General features: G+C 47.9%; 15 protein-coding genes. 9 read left to right on the top strand and 6 right to left on the bottom strand.

Annotated elements, in window-relative coordinates:
- Positions 1 to 224 precede the first annotated feature (224 nt).
- Complete coding sequence (locus tag DSM2777_RS21950; protein WP_046359342.1) at positions 225 to 1,631, bottom strand: sugar porter family MFS transporter; 1,407 nt, start codon at positions 1,629 to 1,631, stop codon at positions 225 to 227.
- A gap of 372 nt (positions 1,632 to 2,003) precedes the next feature.
- The gene (gene metK, locus DSM2777_RS21945; RefSeq protein ID WP_025799120.1) at positions 2,004 to 3,158 is read right to left on the bottom strand and encodes a methionine adenosyltransferase; all 1,155 of its coding nucleotides are present in this window, start codon (positions 3,156 to 3,158) and stop codon (positions 2,004 to 2,006) included.
- Between the two features lie 818 nt (positions 3,159 to 3,976).
- On the opposite strand from metK, the gene DSM2777_RS23970 reads away from it, so the two are divergent.
- The 3 genes from DSM2777_RS23970 to DSM2777_RS21935 all read left to right on the top strand — a co-directional run bounded on the left by DSM2777_RS23970 (position 3,977) and on the right by DSM2777_RS21935 (position 7,210).
- Positions 3,977 to 4,243, top strand: a complete 267-nt coding sequence (locus tag DSM2777_RS23970; RefSeq protein ID WP_156088300.1) for a hypothetical protein — start codon at positions 3,977 to 3,979, stop codon at positions 4,241 to 4,243.
- The gene (speA, locus tag DSM2777_RS21940) at positions 4,236 to 6,212 is read left to right on the top strand and encodes a biosynthetic arginine decarboxylase (RefSeq protein WP_046459073.1); all 1,977 of its coding nucleotides are present in this window, start codon (positions 4,236 to 4,238) and stop codon (positions 6,210 to 6,212) included. Before DSM2777_RS23970 ends, speA begins: the two co-directional genes overlap by 8 nt.
- A 113-nt stretch (positions 6,213 to 6,325) precedes the next feature.
- Entirely contained in the window at positions 6,326 to 7,210 is an 885-nt protein-coding gene (locus DSM2777_RS21935) for a PHP domain-containing protein (RefSeq protein ID WP_061555153.1), read from the top strand.
- Positions 7,211 to 7,343: 133 nt separating this feature from the next.
- Here the strand turns inward: DSM2777_RS21935 and DSM2777_RS21930 are convergent, their stop codons facing one another.
- Both DSM2777_RS21930 and DSM2777_RS21925 read right to left on the bottom strand, forming a co-directional pair.
- On the bottom strand, positions 7,344 to 7,637 hold the full coding sequence (locus DSM2777_RS21930) for a hypothetical protein (RefSeq protein ID WP_061555152.1): 294 nt from the start codon (positions 7,635 to 7,637) through the stop codon (positions 7,344 to 7,346).
- A gap of 296 nt (positions 7,638 to 7,933) precedes the next feature.
- The gene (locus DSM2777_RS21925) at positions 7,934 to 11,287 is read right to left on the bottom strand and encodes a fibronectin type III domain-containing protein (RefSeq protein ID WP_061555151.1); all 3,354 of its coding nucleotides are present in this window, start codon (positions 11,285 to 11,287) and stop codon (positions 7,934 to 7,936) included.
- Positions 11,288 to 11,710: 423 nt separating this feature from the next.
- Between DSM2777_RS21925 and speB the strand changes: the two genes are divergently transcribed.
- Positions 11,711 to 12,631: an agmatinase gene (gene speB, locus DSM2777_RS21920; protein ID WP_061555150.1), complete on the top strand. Its 921-nt coding sequence runs from the start codon at positions 11,711 to 11,713 to the stop codon at positions 12,629 to 12,631.
- A 49-nt stretch (positions 12,632 to 12,680) separates the two neighbouring features.
- On the opposite strand, the gene DSM2777_RS24620 is transcribed toward speB, so the two are convergent.
- Positions 12,681 to 12,863 carry a hypothetical protein gene (locus tag DSM2777_RS24620; RefSeq protein ID WP_156088299.1) on the bottom strand — a complete coding sequence of 61 codons (183 nt, stop codon included), beginning with the start codon at positions 12,861 to 12,863 and terminating at the stop codon, positions 12,681 to 12,683.
- A gap of 231 nt (positions 12,864 to 13,094) precedes the next feature.
- Between DSM2777_RS24620 and DSM2777_RS25095 the strand changes: the two genes are divergently transcribed.
- The 5 genes from DSM2777_RS25095 (at position 13,095) to fdnI (ending at position 18,530) form a co-directional block, all read left to right on the top strand.
- On the top strand, positions 13,095 to 13,229 hold the full coding sequence (locus DSM2777_RS25095; protein ID WP_257724762.1) for a hypothetical protein: 135 nt from the start codon (positions 13,095 to 13,097) through the stop codon (positions 13,227 to 13,229).
- Positions 13,219 to 13,626 (top strand): hypothetical protein, encoded by a 408-nt coding sequence (locus DSM2777_RS21915; protein ID WP_061555149.1) that lies wholly within the window; start codon positions 13,219 to 13,221, stop codon positions 13,624 to 13,626. The genes DSM2777_RS25095 and DSM2777_RS21915 overlap by 11 nt, the downstream gene beginning before the upstream one ends.
- 298 nt (positions 13,627 to 13,924) lie before the next feature.
- Positions 13,925 to 16,972, top strand: a complete 3,048-nt coding sequence (gene fdnG / locus DSM2777_RS21905) for a formate dehydrogenase-N subunit alpha (RefSeq protein WP_156088298.1) — start codon at positions 13,925 to 13,927, stop codon at positions 16,970 to 16,972.
- A 12-nt stretch (positions 16,973 to 16,984) separates the two neighbouring features.
- Positions 16,985 to 17,887: a formate dehydrogenase subunit beta gene (gene fdxH / locus DSM2777_RS21900; protein ID WP_025799133.1), complete on the top strand. Its 903-nt coding sequence runs from the start codon at positions 16,985 to 16,987 to the stop codon at positions 17,885 to 17,887.
- Positions 17,880 to 18,530: a formate dehydrogenase-N subunit gamma gene (fdnI, locus tag DSM2777_RS21895; protein WP_061555147.1), complete on the top strand. Its 651-nt coding sequence runs from the start codon at positions 17,880 to 17,882 to the stop codon at positions 18,528 to 18,530. The genes fdxH and fdnI overlap by 8 nt, the downstream gene beginning before the upstream one ends.
- Positions 18,531 to 18,601: 71 nt before the next feature.
- Here the strand turns inward: fdnI and loiP are convergent, their stop codons facing one another.
- The gene (gene loiP / locus DSM2777_RS21890) at positions 18,602 to 19,357 is read right to left on the bottom strand and encodes a metalloprotease LoiP (protein WP_227742313.1); all 756 of its coding nucleotides are present in this window, start codon (positions 19,355 to 19,357) and stop codon (positions 18,602 to 18,604) included.

The following is a 19,357-nucleotide window of genomic DNA, read 5'->3' as shown; positions in this document are numbered from 1 at the left end:
CGGGCAAACGGCTCGGTAAAAAGCGCGAGAGTGAAGAGGTTGCGCGCTGGCAACCTCTTCTCGGACGCCTATGGCAGCGGTTTCATAGAAATCTGTTTGCTGATTGGCGGACGAAAACCTTCACCGCTCTAATATAAAAACGAACAAGGCGACACAATTGCCGCCTTGTTCGTTCAGTTTTGGAAGCGTCCAGAACCTACGAATCGATATTACATCAATTTAAATCACTTAGACCCAATCTTACGCAGCGGCTTACCCTGCATCAGGTTACGTTCAATGTGCTCCAGAGAGATGTTCTTAGTCTCAGGGATCAGCGCTAACGTAATGAAGATGAAGATAACGTTCAGACCGGCATAGACCCAGAAGGTATGTGCACTGCCCAGAGAATTCAGCATGGTCAGGAAGGTTGCCCCGACGATCATGTTAGCAATCCAGTTGGTGGCGGTTGAACAGGTGATACCAAAATCACGGCCTTTCAGCGGCTGGATTTCAGAACACAGTACCCAAATTAGTGGACCGGCGCTCATGGCAAAACCAACGATGAAGATTAGCAGCATGATAACGGCAAAGTACTGAGCAAACACGGAGCTGATACCGATGTTCATCATCGTACCCAAGGTGCCCATACCTAACGCCATCACGATGAAGCCGAGAATCAAGGTTGGTTTACGACCCCAGCGGTCAACTAAACCGATGGCGATAAAGGTGGCTAATACGTTAACCAGACCCACGATAACCGTGCCCCACATCTGCTGTGACGTGCTGGCAAAACCGGCTAAGTCGAAGATTTTTGGTGCGTAATACATAATGACGTTCATACCGGTGAACTGCTGCATCACCTGTAACAACACGCCAAGATAAACGGCACGGCGGAAGTTTTTATTGTTAATAAACAATGCCCAACCGCTTTGTTTCACTTTCAGGCTTTCGCGAATTTCATCCAGCTCGTTTTTTGCTTGTTCACTGGTGTCACGCAGTTTTTCTAATACACGACGCGCTTTCTCATCGCTGCCGCGTGCGGCTAACCAACGTGGACTATCTGGCAGGAAGAACACACCAATCAATAACAGAATCGCTGGAATAGTGATGACACCCAGCATCCAACGCCATGCGCCGGTGTAGCTGAAAGCTGTGTCAGAAAGATAAGCGGCCAAAATACCGATGGTGATCATCAACTGGTACATTGAAATCATACTGCCGCGGATCTTTTCTGGGGCAATTTCGGAAAGATAAATCGGAGCCGTATAAGATGCGATACCTACCGCTAATCCCAGTAATACGCGAGAAAGGATCAGAATTTCAACGTCAGGTGCGAAGGCAGAAAACAGGGAGCCGACCACAAACAGGATTGCGCCAATCATCAAACTGTATTTACGGCCAATGCGGAAATTTAACCAGCCGCTACCTACTGCGCCGACTGCCGCACCAAACATCATAGAGCTCACAACCCATTCTTGTTGAGAGCTGGTGATTTGAAACGTCTCGCTGATAAATGGCAAAGCACCAGCGATAACACCAATATCCAGCCCGAACAGTAAGCCTGCCAGCGCAGCTAAAAAGCAGACAAAGAACGTTAGACTGGCATTTGAACGGGTCTTGCGAACCGATTGTGTACTCACGGTAGTACTCATACTGCCTCCGAAAAGAAACTCGTTTGTATGCTTATCATGTTAAGAATCTATGGCGCTAATGTAAGTGCTCCCGATCACATAAATGTAATCGTTTACACTAATGTGTCATTCATACGGAAAGCGAATAGTCACAAGGTTATGGATTTACTTACAGTGTTACGTGGTTAATTAATTGGTTTTTAAACAATTTAATCCATAAAACAGAATGGTGCTATATTGGTTTATGTGGGTATTTTTTAATCATTAAACGTATTTTTAGTTTAAGTATGAATTTAATGTAATCGCTTTCATTTGGGCGGAAATATTGATGAGTCAATTTTTAGACAATAAAAAAGCAGGCACAAAGGCCTGCTTTTTTCGTTGGGGTTGACCTTATTTCAGGCCAGCAGCTTCACGCAGAAGTGCGGCTTTGTCGGTTTTTTCCCAAGGGAAGTGCTCACGGCCAAAGTGACCATAGGCTGCGGTTTCACGGTAGATTGGTTGGATCAGATCCAGCATCTGAATCAAACCGTATGGGCGCAGGTCGAAGAATTCACGTACCAGCAGAGTCAGTTGCTCGGTAGAGATTTTCTCGGTGCCAAAGGTTTCAATCATGATTGAAGTTGGCTCAGCGATACCAATTGCGTAAGAAACCTGAATCTCACAGCGATCAGCCAGACCAGCAGCAACGATATTTTTTGCTACGTAACGAGCAGCGTATGCCGCTGAACGGTCAACTTTTGAAGGATCTTTACCGGAGAATGCACCGCCGCCGTGACGTGCTGCGCCGCCGTAGGTATCAACGATGATTTTACGACCAGTCAAACCACAGTCACCCATTGGGCCACCGATAACGAAACGGCCTGTTGGGTTGATGAAGTATTTGGTATTGGCAGACAACCATTCTGGCGGCAGAACCGGCTTGATGATTTCTTCCATTACCGCTTCTTTCAAATCAGGCAGGCTGATGGTGTCGGCGTGCTGAGTGGAAAGAACTACGGCATCGATACCGGCAATTTTGCCGTCGTCGTACAGGAAAGTGACCTGGCTTTTAGCATCTGGACGCAGCCATGGCAGAGTGCCATTTTTGCGTACTTGAGCCTGACGCTCCATCAAGCGATGAGCATAGGTGATTGGCGCAGGCATCAATACGTCGGTTTCATTGGTTGCGTAACCAAACATAATACCTTGGTCGCCAGCACCCTGTTCTAAAGGATCGGTACGGTCAACGCCTTGGTTGATGTCTGGAGATTGCTTACCGATAGCGCTCAGAACGGCGCAAGAGTTAGCGTCGAAGCCCATATCGGAGCTTACATAGCCGATTTCAGCAACGGTTTTACGGGTCAGTTCTTCAATGTCTACCCATGCATTGGTGGTGATTTCGCCACCAACCAGCACCATGCCGGTTTTGACATAGGTTTCACATGCAACGCGCGCTTTTGGATCCTGTTCGAGGATCGCATCGAGCACCGCGTCAGAAATTTGGTCAGCAATCTTATCAGGATGTCCTTCGGACACTGATTCAGACGTGAAAAGGTGTTTAGCCATGGTGTTCTTTACCTTTAAAAGACGGGTTTAAGGTCACTGCGTAATGCTGGGGTATGTACATCAGTATCTAGCTTGCGGCTAGCTCTGGTGCCTGATGCATCCTGCAACGCCCCTCAGGCAAAGCCGTTCAGCAGTTTATCAGTCAATAAGTATAGATGGATTAACATCTGGACGGCTATTTTAAGACAGACCCGCCGTAGTTTTCCAGTCTTTTTGTTATCTCATGTTCGCAAACGAGTATTTTTTTCTTTACAGATCGTTCTTTACAGCCCGTTTTATACACCTGCGCAAACCCACAGAAACAGTTTTTAGCAAAATTTCATTTTGCAATTTCCACCTGTTGATTGTATAAACTGCGCGCGGCTTACCGGTGCATGACGCTTTAACCGAATCGCTAAAATGTGTTAACAGCAGTGAATTTTAGATAACTTGCTGAAAATACAGGTGATAAGGGGCGGCTATGTGTCTCACTTCCGGCCGAGGAGGGTATGAGTTGTTGCTCATACTGTCAGTCTCAACACACTGTTAACTTTTTGGATCTGCGTGTTATTTTAGCCGCAGGCATGGAGGTGGTTCAGGTAATGATCCGCACGAATATCTCAGCGACAACGGTCGCGTTCCACACGATTGCTTCCGGCAATATTTTGCGTCTTCATGGCGCTCCGCTGTTCCGCGCTTTGCGCCTTCCTTCCTATTTATCTGCATTTCTCGCATTTTCCCGATGTTATTCACCACTTTGGTGAAGATGGGGCGCGACTCAGGATTCTTACGCCGATAGCGGCAACTGATGACTGAACAAGGGTAACCTGCAGCGTGGTATGACTACCAAACAACGCGCAGGCGAATTTTCATTGGGGTTTATCCTGCATTCAAGAATGCACTCCCCGACCCACGGAGTTAGCGACGTGTTTTGCTCTTATACTTATATCAGTCCGGCATTTTGTCCGGTGCTGAGCTTTGTGGTCACGCCAAAAATCCCGGCGTGTGGGTTGTTAAGCGCAGATGTTGCTGCGATAGTGAATAACCGTGCTGTGAATAATTTCATTATTTGCCACGACAGTGCACAAGGAGTTCGTCATGTCTAACGAACTTCGTCAACGCCCGCAGGAAGCGGCCGGACATCATCAATTGCGTTCTATGCAGGAGGTTGCCATGAATGATCGTAATGCCAGCAAAATGCTGAGTACTTATAACGTCGCCTACTGGGGTGGCAACTATTATGACGTCAACGAGTTGGGTCATATTTCAGTTTGTCCAGATCCCGACGTCCCAGAAGCGCGCGTCGATCTGACGCAACTGGTCGCGAAGCTGCAAAAAGAGAGCAACCAGCGTTTGCCTGCGCTGTTCTGTTTCCCGCAGATCCTGCAACATCGCCTGCGCTCAATTAACGCGGCGTTTAAGCGTGCGCGTGAATCTTTCGGCTATGAGGGCGGCTATTTCTTGGTTTATCCAATTAAGGTAAACCAGCATCGTCGCGTCATTGAGTCGTTAGTGAATTCTGGCGAGCCTTTAGGTTTAGAAGCGGGTTCGAAAGCGGAGTTGATGGCGGTGCTGGCTCATGCCGGTATGACGCGTTCCGTGATTGTGTGTAACGGCTACAAAGATCGTGAATACATCCGCTTGGCATTAATCGGCGAAAAACTGGGTCACAAGGTGTATCTGGTTATCGAGAAGATGTCTGAAATCAAGCTGGTGATGGAAGAGGCTGAACGCCTGAACGTGGTTCCTCGCCTTGGCGTGCGTGCGCGCTTATCTTCGCAAGGCTCCGGTAAATGGCAGTCGAGCGGCGGTGAGAAATCTAAATTTGGCTTGGCGGCAACGCAAGTATTGCAACTGGTTGAAACCCTGCGTGAAGCGGGTCGTTTGGATAGCCTGCAACTGCTGCATTTCCACTTAGGTTCTCAGTTGGCGAACATTCGCGATATCGCCACCGGCGTGCGCGAATCTGCGCGTTTCTACGTTGAGCTGCATAAGCTAGGCGTGAATATTCAGTGCTTTGACGTCGGCGGCGGTTTGGGCGTGGACTACGAAGGAACTCGCTCCCAGTCTGATTGCTCGGTGAACTATGGCCTGAACGAATACGCGAATAACGTTATTTGGGGCATCGGCGATGCCTGTAATGAGCACGGTTTACCGCATCCAACGGTGATCACGGAGTCTGGCCGTGCGGTAACGGCGCATCATACGGTGCTGGTTTCCAACGTGATTGGCGTTGAACGTAACGAATTCCACGCGCCTGTGGCCCCGGCTGAAGATGCGCCTCGTGCGCTGCAAAGCCTGTGGTCTACGTGGGAAGAGATGCAGGACTCTGACACCAAGCGTTCATTGCGTGAATGGCTGCACGATAGCCAGCTCGATCTGAACGACGTGCACAGCCAGTATGCGCACGGTATTTTAGATTTAACCCAGCGTGCATGGGCTGAGCAGCAATATTTAACGATCTGTAGCCAGATCCAAGAACACCTTGATCCGAGCAATCGCGCACACCGTCCGATCATTGATGAGCTGCAAGAGCGTATGGCTGACAAGCTGTATGTGAACTTCTCGCTGTTCCAGTCGATGCCTGATGCGTGGGGGATCGATCAGCTGTTCCCTGTTCTGCCGTTGAGCGGTTTGGATCAGGCGCCTGAGCGTCGTGCGGTGCTGCTGGATATTACCTGTGACTCAGATGGCGCCATCGATCACTACATCGATGGTGATGGGATCGCAACGACGATGCCGATGCCGCAGTACGATCCAGAAAATCCGCCGTTGATTGGCTTCTTCATGGTGGGTGCTTATCAAGAGATTCTGGGCAACATGCATAATCTGTTCGGGGATACGGCTTCGGTGGACGTCTTTGTCTTTGAAGACGGCAGCGTTGAGGTGCAAGACTCGGACGAAGGCAATACGGTTGCGGAGATGCTGGAATATGTTCAGCTTGACCCTGAAGTGTTGTTGACCCGCTTCCGCGATCAGGTACGTAAAACGGATCTCGAACCTGAGCTGCAAACCCAGTTCTTAGATGAGTTTGAGTCTGGCCTTTACGGGTATACCTATCTCGAAGATGAGTGATCGGTTGATCTAACAGATATCGAGATCACAAAGTGTAAGGGTGCTTCGGCACCCTTTTTTGTGGCTGAGGTATAGTGAGAAATCACACCGATCTGAAGAATGGGAGTATTCACATGGAAAAAGTCGACCTGCATATGCACTCGCATCATAGTGATGACGCAGATTATCCGGTTGCAGAACTGATTGCTCGCTGCGTTCGTGAGGGCGTTACCACGCTGGCGATAACCGATCACAATTCGGCGTTTTCATTTGCTGAATCTGATAAGTGGCAGAGTGATACGCTGAATATCATTTCTGGCATTGAAATCGACTGTACCTTCCAAGGACGTAACTTTCATTTGCTCGGCTATGGCTTTACGCCATCGGATGATTTCACGCAGGTGCATGAAAACTTCAACGATATCCAACGTGAGTTGGTGCCCGTGAAGTTGGCAAAGCTACGTGAGTTCGGATTCTTTATTGACGACGAGCATCTCGCGCGGCTGGCGAATGGCCGTTTGCCTCAGGAAGAGCAAATGGGTGAGGCTATTCTTGAAGATGAGCGCAATGCTAATAACCCGCTATTGCTGCCGTATCGTTCCGGTGGTGCGCGCGCCGATATGCCATTAATCAACTTCTACTGGGATTTTTTCGGCCCCGGTAAAGCCTGCTATCAGCCAGTGACCTATCCGGCTCTGGAAGAGATGGCGGATTTGATCCGCGACAACTGTGGCATTCCCGTTATTGCGCATATCGGTGCCAATGTGAAAGAAGAACATGAGGCGATACTTGAGCTGATGCTGGAATCTGGCGTGGCGGGAATTGAAGTGTTCTCCAGCTACCATGATGATGAACTGACGCAGCGCCTATATGATTTTGCCTTGGAGCAGGGGGCTTATGTCACCTGTGGCAGCGACTTCCACGGACGTAACAAACCCAAAATTGAAGTGGGAACCTGTCGATACAATTCAGAGCAGCTGGTAGAGATAAAGCGTTTTCTGGATATCGTGAGCCAGTAAGTTCTGTTCTGCCCGGATGGTAAAACGCATTCGGGCATAAGTTTATATCGTTATGTTGAATGGCTAATGGCTAAAAAATCCCAGAAGGTGTGACAATCTGGGATTTTATTATTATTTTTAAAATAAGATTAAATTATTTATTGGTTAGGTACATATCCGTATTGTAATCACCAATGTAAGTCCAGTCGTTATTGCTGCTTTTCGTTGTTGGGAAGTACCAATAATTTTCATTCCGTAATTGGAAGAATCGGTAGATGCCTGCACTATGGTATAGATATATATCACCGGGTGTTCCGGTTGGGTTATTATCATCCCATGTGTGAATCTTATCTTTGCCATAACGCTTCAAGATCACATCACAGTAGGCAATTTCGGGACGTTGCTGTTCTCCTGGTGATTTTAACTGAATTTTAGCCCCGATGTTCATGGTGTTTTCTGGATCTGATACCGCACAGGTTACACTAGCGTAAGCATTAGCAATGCATTCTGCTGGGGCGCGGAAGGTGGCGGTTGAGCCATTGCTGGATATGAGTTCAAACCCTTCTGGTATTAGCTAGCTGTAGCTCAGTTCTGCGCTTTGGCGGTTTGTCACTATAGCCTGAGCAGTAAACTCCTCTCCGATCTCAACCGTTAATGGCAGTGATAGCCGTCCTGAAATACTTTGTTGTTCGAGTGGATAGTAATAAAGAACCTTTTCATCTTCATTAAGCCAAATCGCGTCATTTAGTTTTTTAACTTCATTTTTACTAAATTAGCTGAGGTATTCACGGTTGAGCGATATCCCCATTGCTCAAAGAATGGAGATAGATCGAACCCTGATACCTTGCTGGCTAAATTAATGAATAAAGATTTTTTTTCTTCATTAGTTTCCGGTAACTCAGATATTGGCATCATGCGGATATTATCGGTTAGGCGCTGATAGAAATCCTTACCAAAGGTGAGGTCAAGCTGCCAGAACATCGTGACGCTTATCCATAAATCATCTTCAGCGTCGTAATTATTGCCTGATTGCTTCAGATAATCACGAGTACGTTGCCAACAGTTATCTGTCAGCAGGCGTGAGGTTTGCCCTTGTTCTCTCTGAACATATAAAGACGTTAGATTTTCGAGAACTTCACTTTTTGTTTGAAAGGCCAGAACTTCGTACTGATGACCAAGTTCATGCCATGGCCCCCATGATACATTAATATTATCTGTAATATCTTTGATGCCATCCTGATTTGTCGCCATCCATTCGTTAGCTGAACTCATGTATCCACCGGTGCTGTCTGCTTTAGTGAAAAAGTGATAGCGCACGGCGGTTGCAATATTCGGATATGGACCATTTTGTGTCAGCCCGTATTGCGTTTCAGCCCAATCGATAATTTTATCCCATGAATTTAATATGGCGACGGGATCGGTGACATTACTTTTAAATTCGTGAATTGGGAGAGTGATAATCATACGTTTCCCAACCAATTCAGCATAAGGTGAGGTGTTTTTACTGACGGCCTGAGCAACATCGTGCAGCCATTGTTTTGCATTGGCATCATCTCTGCCTAATACAAACGTTGGCATGAGATTGCCACCACTCACTAGCGTGATTTGCATGTTTACCGCAGGGTCAGGAATGTTATTTGACGCAATATATACAACGCCGGTTTGTGCAACGTTGATTTTATTGACACCCACGGTTAGCGGTACTTTTTGCTTATCACTATAAGATTCTTGAGCGGAATCGCTTCCCTCAACGATGCAGTGGATCCAAATTTGCGGAGCATCTGTTGGCGTATTCCCCGATAAAACATATTCAACGGTTAACACGTCGCCCGCTTTTGCCCAATAGCCCGTTGGCTGGATTGGCGCAGGGACAGATTGACGGCGCTGTAGATCGTTGAGTGCGAGAGGATCGCCGTGTTGTTCAACGTGAAAAATATTATTTTGGTCAGGATCAGACTCAGGTTCAGGGATAGATCCGCCCCCTACCGCATTCAAAAACGTTGTGGTGTATTCATAATTTTTGGTCTGTGCTGGGTTTTGCGTACAGGTGGACAGGTCGCCCATGCCAGGAAAATCACGTCCAAGTGACCACATGGAAACGAGATTTAAGTTCTGCTGTTTTGCATATAACGCGGTTTTGGTCGCGTTCGCGAAGCTGAACATTTCACCCGCGGTATCGTTTTGACCAATCATCGGGATTACGCCGATCATTTTATAGAGATCCGCTGGAGATCTATCTGGATAAATGCGAGCCAGATTATTTTTCGTCGCGTCGATGGCGCTCACCGCTGCGGCTCCCATATCCAGACCCGATGCGCCGTAATCCATGGCCATAATTTGCACGTTCAATGCCAGACCGATTTGCTTAGCGTAAGTGATCATGGCAATACCTTCACCGGTCAATCCAGTTGGCATTACGGGGAGCGTCAGGCTAAACCATAGCGTTGGATCTTGTTTTTGTGCTGCTAAGGCTGCGGGGAATGCGACTTTGTAGTTGTATTGCCCGGCGGTTTCAAAATCAAAATCAATATGCTGGATGCCGAAGTCTTTTTTCAGATTGAGATAGATATTGGTTAGGTCGGACTGAGTACGCGTGACAGAAGGGTCGGTACCGCTGGCTCCGCCAAATGCCGCAATGGGTTCGCCGCCCGCAGCGTGAATAATATCGCAGACCGGTTTAATCGCACTGTAAGGGAAATAGGTGTTGCCCCATACGAGTTGGTTGGAGGCACGATCTTGCACCAGAAAAGCCAGATGGAATTTTTTTACGCCTAGTGAAATCGCATCGGAAATCAATTTTGTGTTAATTCCCGGAGGGTTCGTGGCCCAATTTGCGTTGATAGTGACATCAATATAAGGCGCGAAGCTGGTGGTTGTGATAGCCGGAGCCTGAGTGGTTGCAGTGACGATTGCACAATAGTCAGAAACGTTATTGTTGGCGTCATAGGCGGCGACACAACAATCGTATTTTGTATTGGCGGTGAGGCTGCTTAATACACAGGTTGTGGTTGTTACATCCTTGGTAATAGTGCTTTCATTTGCTGGCGTATATTTGACTCTATAGCCGGTGACCCCAACGTTATCCGTGGATGCTTTCCACGTGAGCGTTAAAGATGTGTCGGTAACTGAGCCGACACTCAGGCCATTAGGTACAGAAGGCGCGCTGGTATCATCAGAGGGTTTAGCCGTTTCAACTGTCGCCATCGTTGCAGGCGATTGATTACCCGCAGCATCTACGGCGACAAGTGAGATAGCGTAATTCGTTTCTGCGACTAGGTTGCTCAAAATAACATTCGTATCTGCTGTTTGAATTTCCAGCGCAGCCTTAGTATCTCCTACAGGTTGGTAAGACAAAACATAGTGGTCGACGCCGACGTTATCTGTAGCAGGATCCCAGCTGAGAGAAATACTGCTAACACTTGTGTTGGTAGATTTCAGATTTCCAGGTGCGGTAGGTGGAGCCGTATCAGGTGTTTGGGCTGCGGTCGTCACACTCGCTTCAACGATTGATGACCACCAATAGTCAGATACATTGACGGCGGCGACGCCAACAGTATAAGGCGTTGCTGGCATCAGATTATTTACGGTTGTTTGTGTCTCTTCCGTCTCGATTTGTAGCGCGCTCTCAGTGCCATCCTCAGTAGCGTAATAAGCCACTGCATAATAATCGACATATCCAGTTGACGCATCCCAACTTAACTTAAAACTATTAGAGCTGATATTTGAAAATTTTAGATTAGTGGGAGCTGTTCTTTCGTCGGTATAAGTGTCTGCATCACTATTAATAGCATTTAGGCCATTGACCCAATAAGCAACAGGATGCATGCCGCATGAGTCATTCGCGATTACTGAGAAAGTTACGGTCTGATTAGCTGCAATGTTTGGCTCTTCTAAATAACCGACTAAATTTCCATAGGATGGAGTAAACATAATACCATTATTGTATTCAATATATGAATCCTCTCCAAAGTCTATTGTAATCTCTGGGTTGATGAGTGTCTCATCCGTATTGTTAGTGAGTTCAAATTCAAATACGCCAACATATGATGAAGTATTTTTCCATTTTGCATTGAAGGTAATATTAATGTTATTTTGCATAATATCTAATTCCTGTTTTTATTAATGGTGAGGTGCAATATCAATGCTAAATGCAGATTTAAAATAAGAAAATTGAATTAATTTTTTTAAAGAAAATATAAAAAACAAAAAATAAATATCGATAATTAAAAGTTACTTTTATACGTAAATAATATTTTTAATTTTTATCAGTGATGGTTTGAAGCAAAGGCGTGTCTGCGTTGAGCTTTGGATTCGACGTGCTTGACGTACTTTTCACGGGTAGAGACAAAGACTCACATCAGGCTTGAAGAGTCGAAATTTTACGGCGATAATCGTCTACAGCAGCTTTTAAAGCGAACAATGAATCCCTTTCTCGTCGGGCTAACGACGCGGAAGGGATTTTTTTTCATCGGTACTTTGACTTCGGCCTGCGATAACTGCGGCCTTTTACGAGGATTGATTATGAGCACCCTGGGCAATAAACCCGATAACTCACTGGTTTCTAACGCCTTTGGCTTCCTGCGTTTTCCGCTGAACTTCCAGCCATACGACAGCGATGCTGATTGGGTTATCACCGGTGTACCTTTCGATATGGCGACTTCAGGTCGTGCTGGTGGGCGTCATGGCCCAGCGGCAATTCGTCAGGTCTCCACTAATCTGGCGTGGGAAGGCAATCGCTGGCCGTGGAACTTCGATCTGCGCGATCGTTTAAACGTGGTTGACTGTGGCGACGTAGTATTTAATTTCGGTGATGCGCAGGATATGAGTGACTCTTTGCAGGCTCATACCGAAAAGCTGCTGGAATCCGGTAAGCGTTGTTTAACTTTTGGCGGTGACCACTTTGTGACTCTGCCATTGCTGCGCGCGCATGCTAAGCATTTTGGCAAAATGGCGTTGGTGCATTTTGATGCGCATACCGATACCTATGCAAACGGCAGCAAATTCGATCACGGCACGATGTTCTTCCATGCGCCTAATGAAGGCCTGATCGATCCAAACTACTCGGTACAGATCGGTATTCGTACTGAATTCGATCGCGATAATGGTTTTACCGTATTGGACGCCGCGCAGGTGAACGATCGTGGCGTGGATGATGTGTTAGCGCAAATCAAACAGATCGTCGGCGATATGCCGGTATATCTGACCTTTGATATCGACTGTTTGGATCCTGCTTTTGCACCAGGTACAGGTACTCCTGTTATCGGTGGACTGACTTCTGATCGTGCGCTCAAACTGGTGCGCGGCCTGAAGGATCTTAATATCGTCGGTATGGACGTGGTGGAAGTAGCCCCAGCTTACGACCAATCTGAAATTACAGCGTTGGCTGCTGCAACGCTGGCGCTGGAAATGCTCTACATTCAGGCAGATAAAAAAGGCGAATAATTTTCGCGTTTTTACTGATATCAGGCGACCTTTGGGTCGCCTTTTTTCGTTATGGATGGTTAGTTTTTTTCGCCAGCAGCAAATATATTTTCATACTGATTGGGCGGCTGGTGGAAGCAAAAACCGATTCACCCACCCTGTGAGACTGTTGGCACAGGATTTGGGAGTAATGCATGGGCTGTAGCGTAATAATTTTGCACATGATTTTCGCCTCATCTGTATGGATACTCATGCGATAAAACCAGAATAAGACGCTCGGTATAAAGGCAGGGTAAAACGTTGGAGGTGCGGGATAAAAAATGTGTAAACAAGATTTTTTATACACTGAAGAAAACTTTTAAAATATGAGGTTAGTCTCGCGGAATTAAATTTGATTATCCAATTAGGATGGCGTTGAAACAGTGCTATTAAATTATTTTTATAATTTATAACACAATCAATTTCATTTTTTTAGGAATAATTTATGACCAAAGTTCCTACAGCACCACCGAATGTATCTATTAATGAAAATATGGCTCAGGCGAGGCGACGTGGCGATCCAAGTGATCAAGACATGATTGAAGCGGGTATCCGCTATGCGAGAGAAAATGGCTATTAAAATTATGCTATTTATTGGAGGGGTTATTTGTGGCGCTGTCGCCCTATTATATTTATTTTCTGATCCTGACCAATTGAATAAGAGCCATCTGGTTGAATCATATCAGGCCTGTGATGGTGTTTACGTGAGTGTGCTGCTTGACGACACTGGCGGCGCGACAGCTCCCTTTTTCTATCAATATTACTTGATGGATCATCGTGTCGTTTCGTTGAAAGACAAAAAGCAGCTTCCTGCGCCAGTATTAATTAGCGATGTTGGCAGTGCGAAGATCATCTGTGATGGAAATAGAATAAGAATAAATGTGACTGGCCGAGTGTTTGAGTTCACCAATCGTGTTTTAGTCAAAAATGCACAGGGTAGCGCCCGCCATATTGATTTAGTTGCGATAAGCCAGTAATCAATTGTTATAGCAACAGCTCATGAGCCTATTGATACCGTGAGGTGGCTCAAGTAGCTATCTTTTTAACAGTAAATCGCTTTTTTAATCTAATTTTTGAATGACTATCTGGTTGCAGATTAATCCTACAAATCCTTATTCTGTGTGCCACTGGAGTTAACGAAACGTTACCTTTTCTACTTATTAAGGGGTAAATATTGAGTGAATAGTTCTATTTTTTGATTTGACTCAATATGAGCAGGGTTGTAACTGTTAGTTTGCCGCTGACAAAAACATCATTGAAGCAATGAGGATGGCAATGGACGTCAGTCGCAGACAGTTTTTTAGAATCTGCGCCGGCGGGATGGCTGGTACAACAGCGGCAGTTTTAGGATTCACTCCTACTATGGCGCTAGCGGAGTCACGTAACTATAAGTTGCTGCGTGCAAAAGAAACCCGTAACTCCTGTACCTATTGTTCTGTTGGCTGTGGGTTATTGATGTATAGCCTTGGCGATGGTGCCAAGAACGCGAAATCAACGATTTTTCACATTGAAGGGGACCCGGATCATCCGGTAAACCGTGGCGCACTTTGCCCGAAAGGTGCTGGCCTGCTGGATTATATCCACAGTGAAAATCGTCTGCGTTACCCAGAATACCGTGCGCCAGGCTCTGATAAGTGGCAGCGCATTAGCTGGGACGATGCTTTTGAGCGCATCGCCAAGCTGATGAAAAACGACCGTGATAAGAATTTTGAAACGACAAACGCCGAAGGCGTCACGGTTAACCGCTGGCTTTCAACCGGTATGTTGTGCGCCTCTGCGGCCAGCAATGAAACCGGTATGCTCACGCAAAAATTCGCCCGTTCACTGGGCATGTTGGCGGTTGATAACCAAGCGCGCGTCTGACACGGACCAACGGTAGCAAGTCTTGCTCCAACATTTGGTCGCGGTGCGATGACCAACCACTGGGTTGATATCAAAAACGCCAACGTTGTTATGGTGATGGGTGGCAACGCCGCTGAAGCGCATCCGGTCGGATTCCGCTGGGCGATGGAAGCCAAAAACAACAATGACGCCACGCTGATTGTGGTCGATCCGCGCTTTACCCGTACCGCTTCGGTTGCGGATATTTATGCGCCGATCCGCTCTGGTACCGACATTACCTTCTTGTCGGGCGTTTTGCTGTACCTGATTTCTAACAATAAAATTAACGCTGAATACGTTAAAAACTACACCAACGCCAGCCTGCTGGTGCGGGATGATTTTACGTTTGAAGACGGTTTGTTCAGCGGCTATGACGAATCTAAACGTCAGTACGACAAAACCACGTGGAACTATCAGTTCGACGAAAATGGCTATGCCAAACGCGATGACACCTTGCAGCATCCGCGCTGCGTGTGGAATTTGCTGAAAGAGCACGTGAGTCGCTATACGCCAGACGTGGTGGAAAATATCTGTGGCACGCCGCAGGCAGATTTCCTGAAAGTTTGCGAAGTCTTAGCGTCAACCAGCGCAGCCGATCGTACAACGACATTCCTGTACGCATTGGGTTGGACTCAGCACACCGTGGGTGCGCAGAACATCCGTACCATGGCGATGATCCAGTTGCTGTTAGGCAACATGGGGATGGCCGGTGGCGGCGTTAACGCCTTACGTGGTCACTCCAATATTCAGGGTCTTACCGATCTTGGCTTGCTGTCTACCAGCCTGCCGGGCTATTTGACGCTGCCATCAGAAAAGCACACCAATCTAGAAACCTATCTCGCAGCGAATACGCCAAAAGCGACGCTGCCGGGTCAGGTTAACTATTGGGGTAACTATCCGAAATTCTTCGTCAGCTTGATGAAGGCTTTCTATGGTGACGATGCGCAGAAAGAAAATAACTGGGGCTTTGATTGGCTGCCGAAGTGGGATCAGTCCTACGACGTGATGAAGTACTTCCAGATGATGGATCAGGGCAAAGTCACTGGCTATATCTGCCAAGGCTTTAACCCAGTGGCGTCATTCCCAGATAAGAATAAGGTCGTTGAATCGCTTTCTAAGCTGAAATATCTGGTGATTATCGATCCGTTGGTGACAGAAACTTCAAACTTCTGGCAAAACCACGGTGAGATGAACGAGGTTGATACGGCATCGATCCAGACTGAAGTCTTCCGTCTGCCTTCAACCTGCTTCGCCGAAGAAGACGGTTCGATTGCAAACTCAGGCCGCTGGCTGCAATGGCACTGGAAAGGCGCAGACGCCCCAGGTGAAGCGCGTAACGACGGCGAAATTCTTGCCGGTCTGTACCATCGCCTGCGCACCATGTATCAGAATGAAGGCGGTAAAGGCGTTGAGCCGTTACTGAAAATGGGCTGGGGCTATGAGCAGCCAGATCATCCTGAATCTGAAGAAGTGGCGAAAGAGAACAACGGTTATGCGTTGGCCGATTTGTACGATGCTAACGGCACGTTGTTAGCCAAGAAAGGCCAACTGCTGGATACCTTTGCTCATCTGCGCGATGACGGCACCACGGCAAGCGCCTGCTGGATTTATGCCGGTAGCTGGACCAGCAAGGGCAACCAGATGGCGAATCGGGATAACAGCGATCCGTCAGGCTTAGGTAATACGCTGGGCTGGGCTTGGGCATGGCCGCTGAACCGCCGCATTATTTATAACCGTGCGTCGGCAGATCCAATGGGTAAACCGTGGGATCCTAAGCGCATGCTGATCGAGTGGAATGGTAGCAAATGGGTCGGAAACGATATTCCAGACTACAACACCGCCGCACCGGGCAGCGGCGTCGGACCGTTTATCATGCAGCCGGAAGGCTTGGGTCGTCTGTTTGCCATCGACAAGATGGCGGAAGGGCCATTCCCTGAGCATTACGAGCCGTTTGAAACACCGTTGGGCACCAACCCACTGCATCCAAACGTTATCTCTAACCCGGCGGCTCGCTTGTATGAGGCGGATGCTAAACGTATGGGTAACAAGACTGAGTTCCCTTACGTCGGTACCACGTATCGTCTGACCGAGCATTTCCACACGTGGACGAAGCATGCGCGTCTTAACGCCATCGTTCAGCCTGAACAGTTCGTGGAGATCAGCGAAGGTTTGGCGAAAGCGAAAGGCATTGAGCACGGTGATACGGTGAAAGTCAGCAGCAAGCGCGGTTTTATCAAAGCGAAAGCAGTGGTGACTCGCCGTCTGCGTACCTTGCAGGTCAATGGTCAGGAAGTGGATACCGTGGGTATTCCTATTCACTGGGGCTTTGAAGGCGTGGCACGCAAAGGCTTTATCGCCAACACCCTGACTCCGTTCGTTGGCGACGCTAACTCGCAAGCGCCAGAGTACAAGGCGTTTTTAGTTAACGTGGAAAAGGTGTAAGGAGCCGAACTTATGTCCATGCAATCACAAGACATTATCAAGCGTTCGGCGACTAATGCCTTAACGCCACCGCCGCAGGCTCGCGACTACAAAGAAGAAGTGGCTAAGCTTATCGACGTGTCTACCTGTATTGGCTGCAAAGCCTGTCAGGTAGCCTGTTCTGAGTGGAACGATATCCGTGACGAGGTAGGGCACTGCGTTGGGGTTTACGATAACCCTGCCGATTTGAGCGCTAAATCTTGGACGCTGATGCGTTTCTCGGAAGTCGAGCAAAACGGCAAGCTGGAGTGGCTCATCCGTAAAGATGGCTGTATGCACTGTACCGATCCGGGCTGCCTGAAGGCATGCCCGTCGGCGGGTGCGATCATTCAGTATGCAAACGGCATCGTCGATTTCCAGTCTGAACACTGCATCGGCTGTGGCTATTGCATCGCAGGCTGTCCGTTCAACATTCCTCGCTTAAATCCAGACGACAACCGCGTGTACAAATGTACGCTGTGCGTTGACCGCGTGAGCGTGGGACAAGAACCTGCCTGTGTGAAAACGTGTCCGACCGGTGCGATTCATTTCGGCAGCAAGAAAGAGATGCTGGAAGTGGCGAGCGAGCGCGTTGAGAAGCTGAAAAAACGTGGCTTTGAGCATGCGGGTATTTATAACCCTGAAGGCGTTGGCGGCACTCACGTGATGTATGTTCTGCATCATGCGGATAAGCCAGAGCTATATCACAACTTGCCGAAAGATCCGAAGATCGATATGGCGGTTGGTTTGTGGAAAGGGGTGTTGAAGCCGCTGTCAGTTGCTGGATTTATCGCGACCTTTGCCGGTTTGATTTATCACTATATTGGCGTTGGCCCGAACAAAGAGGTGAGCGACGAAGAAGAAGGTGATGACGAGAAGGGGAACCATCATGAGTAAAAGTAAAATGATCGTTCGTACCAAATTCATCGACCGTGCCTGTCATTGGACGGTGGTAATTTGTTTCTTCTTAGTTTCGCTATCTGGCATCGCGCTGTTCTTCCCAACGTTGCAGTGGCTGACACAAACGTTTGGTACACCGCAGATGGGGCGCATCATGCACCCATTCTTTGGCGTGCTGATTTTTGTGGCGCTGATGTTCATGTTCTTCCGTTTTGTGAAGCACAACATTCCTGAACGTGAAGACGTGCCGTGGGTGGTGAACATCGTTGAAGTGCTCAAAGGTAATGAGCACGAAGTTGCTGACGTGGGTAAATATAACGCCGGTCAGAAAATGATGTTCTGGAGCATCATGAGCCTGATTTTCGTGCTGCTGGTTACCGGCATCATTATCTGGCGTCCGTATTTTGCCCAGCACTTCCCGATCGAAATGGTACGTTATTCGTTGCTGATCCATGCGGCTGCGGCAATCGTGCTGATCCACGCGATCCTGATCCATATGTATATGGCTTTCTGGGTTAAGGGATCGATCAAAGGCATGGTGGAAGGTAAAGTCAGCCGCCGCTGGGCGCGTAAGCATCACCCGCGCTGGTATCGTGAAATCGAAGCCAAAGAAGTGAAAGGCGAGAAAGCCGACGACTAATTCGTTTTGTTTGAGTCGTTAAATAAAAACCGCAGCCAAAGTAAAGCTGCGGTTTTTTTATGCGTCAGATTTTATTTGTCTGCAGCGATACGTTCGCGGATATGCTGTGCGCGTTCGGTTGATGGTGGGTGTGAATCAAACATGCTGCCTTTGCGGCCACCGTCGAGCTCAGCCAGTTTCTCAAAGCTGGTAGCCAATCCCAGCGTGTTCAACTTGTGTTTTTTCAGGAAATCATAAGAGAAGTCATCGGCTTCAGACTCCTGATGCTGAGAGAATTGTGAGTTGATCAGCGCTTCGCCCAGATCGGCTAACTGAGTCTGTGACAGCTCGGCGGCCACGCCGCTGGTGGAGGCTACTGCCGTTCTAGCCGCGATGGTGCCATAAGCGACCTTCATGGCTTTCAAGCTGTGGCCGAGTGCAACGTGCCCCATTTCATGACCTAGCACGCCTTCAATTTCATCGTCGGTCATCATGTCCATCAGGCTGCTGTATACGCGGATGCAGCCGTTTGCCATCGCGAACGCATTGATGTCATCGGTCATGTACACCTTGTAGTTAACCGGTAGCCCGTTGATGTTGTTACCCATCGCCTTCGCAATTTTGTTTAAGCGTTTGGTGTATTTGCTTTTGCTGCTGGCGATTTGGCTTTGGTTATCCAACTCTTTGCAGGATTGATTGGCGAGGGATCTGGCATCGGCATCGCTGAGCGTTGCCGCCTGAATTGCTTGCACGCCAGACTGCGCGGCCATTTGGGTATTAATGTGCTCACAGCCGGTTAATGCGGCAGATGCGATCGCTATCGCAATAAGCGTTTTAATGTTCATTAT

Source organism: Obesumbacterium proteus (assembly GCF_001586165.1).
Lineage (GTDB): Bacteria > Pseudomonadota > Gammaproteobacteria > Enterobacterales > Enterobacteriaceae > Hafnia > Hafnia protea.
This window is presented reverse-complemented; position numbering and strand designations above follow the sequence as displayed.

What these genes read in the sequence shown, in the direction of transcription:
- DSM2777_RS21950 (WP_046359342.1), bottom strand. Translation starts at nt 1,631, where the DNA reads ATGAGTACTACCGTGAGTACACAATCGGTTCGCAAGACCCGTTCAAAT.
- metK (WP_025799120.1), bottom strand. Translation starts at nt 3,158, where the DNA reads ATGGCTAAACACCTTTTCACGTCTGAATCAGTGTCCGAAGGACATCCT.
- DSM2777_RS23970 (WP_156088300.1), top strand. Translation starts at nt 3,977, where the DNA reads ATGACTACCAAACAACGCGCAGGCGAATTTTCATTGGGGTTTATCCTG.
- speA (WP_046459073.1), top strand. Translation starts at nt 4,236, where the DNA reads ATGTCTAACGAACTTCGTCAACGCCCGCAGGAAGCGGCCGGACATCAT.
- DSM2777_RS21935 (WP_061555153.1), top strand. Translation starts at nt 6,326, where the DNA reads ATGGAAAAAGTCGACCTGCATATGCACTCGCATCATAGTGATGACGCA.
- DSM2777_RS21930 (WP_061555152.1), bottom strand. Translation starts at nt 7,637, where the DNA reads ATGAACATCGGGGCTAAAATTCAGTTAAAATCACCAGGAGAACAGCAA.
- DSM2777_RS21925 (WP_061555151.1), bottom strand. Translation starts at nt 11,287, where the DNA reads ATGCAAAATAACATTAATATTACCTTCAATGCAAAATGGAAAAATACT.
- speB (WP_061555150.1), top strand. Translation starts at nt 11,711, where the DNA reads ATGAGCACCCTGGGCAATAAACCCGATAACTCACTGGTTTCTAACGCC.
- DSM2777_RS24620 (WP_156088299.1), bottom strand. Translation starts at nt 12,863, where the DNA reads ATGAGTATCCATACAGATGAGGCGAAAATCATGTGCAAAATTATTACG.
- DSM2777_RS25095 (WP_257724762.1), top strand. Translation starts at nt 13,095, where the DNA reads ATGACCAAAGTTCCTACAGCACCACCGAATGTATCTATTAATGAAAAT.
- DSM2777_RS21915 (WP_061555149.1), top strand. Translation starts at nt 13,219, where the DNA reads ATGGCTATTAAAATTATGCTATTTATTGGAGGGGTTATTTGTGGCGCT.
- fdxH (WP_025799133.1), top strand. Translation starts at nt 16,985, where the DNA reads ATGTCCATGCAATCACAAGACATTATCAAGCGTTCGGCGACTAATGCC.
- fdnI (WP_061555147.1), top strand. Translation starts at nt 17,880, where the DNA reads ATGAGTAAAAGTAAAATGATCGTTCGTACCAAATTCATCGACCGTGCC.